This is a genomic window from Aliiglaciecola sp. (assembly GCF_039982535.1).
Taxonomy (GTDB): Bacteria; Pseudomonadota; Gammaproteobacteria; order Enterobacterales; family Alteromonadaceae; genus Aliiglaciecola.
Map to the genome: position 1 here is coordinate 1 of NZ_JBDWYG010000050.1, position 1,589 is coordinate 1,589.

Genomic DNA, 1,589 nt, shown 5'->3' on the forward strand with positions numbered 1-1,589 from the left:
CATATCTGCCCTGCCAAATTTTGGCGCGATGGAAACGTTCGTAGCTGGTCTGGAGCAGAAAAACGATAATAAGTCCTCGTAAACAAAACCGCAGCAGACATCTTTGTTGTCTTTGTTGTCGAGGGAGGATCTTCAGGTTGGTAGGCTGTTCAGGTATTTTGGTTCCTGTTTGGATCAAGGTACTGGTGAACACCCACAACCAAACCCCTGACTCTAACCCTAACCCTAATCCTGACCCCAAACCGCAGCCTGAACGGGCCAAAACTGGCCATGAACGCGGCTGCGTCGCGTTTGCATCGAACCAGGAAGTTTCTCAAGTGCCGACCGCGATTCCGAAGTGCAGACCGCACTACGCAATTTTCAAGTCAAAAACACCCCTAAAGACCCTACCTCCCGGATTGCAAAACCTACTCCTTTTTTTCTGTGTTTTGTGGGCAGCAGTGCACAGGTAGGTCCTGTGTACTAATAAAATGGCGGTTCTCTTCTCTCCGGGATGCTATCCCGGGGCTATGGGCTATGACGGTAAAACAAGGGTAACCGTCATAGCTCATAGTCCCCGGCTATCTGTATCAGGAACGCTATTTTGGTATCTTGTGGAACTCCCCCGACAGAAGCATGCAACCAATGGGAATGACTCTAGGATTGGTCACTCAGACTTTCTAGTAAAAGAACACAACCTGGACAACTACAATTTCAATAGTCTATTATTATTAGTCTATTGTGTCTACAACTGATTCAGAAGGATGTGTGTTAATTGGATTTGTCTTGAAAATTGTTTTTGGCGACTGTGTATGAATTGAAATTGTCCATACAATGGATTTCGGCTATTGCCCATTAATTGAAATTAGCCATACAATAATTGTTTTCGGTGATTGTTTATGAATTGGAATTGTCCAGGCAATTGATTTCGAATACCATCTACTAGTGAATTGTGTGAGCAATAGGTTTCGAGTGTTGTCTATGAATTGGAATTGTCCAAACAAAATTGGTTGCGGAGACTGCTTATTAATTGGAATTATTCAGCAAGTTGATTTCGGGTGCTGCTCCAATAATTGGACTTGTCCAGACAAACAATTGATTTCGGGTGTTGTCCACTAACTGAAATTGTTCAGACAATTGATTTCGGGAGCTGTCTACCAATTGGATTTGTCTGAACATTTGATTTCGGCTGCTGCTTACCAACTGTGAAATTGTCCGCACAATTGATTTCGGGTGCTGTCAATTAAATGGAATTGTCCGAACGGACTTCGGCGATTGGAAAGTAGTTGGAACTGTCCGCACAATTCATTTCAGATGCCGCGCAAGAAATCAATTGCTCGATAAATGTCATGGCCGTGTACGCACAGCGATTATGGTATTATGACAGACACTCCCCATTGAATTGATACTACTCGTAATTGAATTGATACTACTCGTAATTGATTTGATACTACTCGTAATATGGCACAATAAAAAGGACACCTCGCAAATGATTGCGTATAGGAGGAAGTTCCCGATCCTGCTGTTGTAGAGGCAATAATAGCATGGTGGTATTGTTGAGTACTATTATTAATATTATTGTTATGCTTGCTAAGATTCGTAGTCGATAC

The 1,589-nt window shown here is 42.7% G+C and carries 2 protein-coding genes; both read right to left on the reverse strand.

Translation table 11 applies throughout. The features are described 5' to 3' along the window. On the reverse strand, window positions 1-241 hold a 241-nt coding region (locus ABJV04_RS16195; protein ID WP_348492623.1), incomplete at its 3' end, for a hypothetical protein. Window positions 242-1,349: 1,108 nt separating this feature from the next. Beyond that, a partial coding sequence (locus ABJV04_RS16200) for a hypothetical protein (RefSeq protein ID WP_348492624.1) occupies window positions 1,350-1,589 on the reverse strand: 240 nt, incomplete at its 5' end.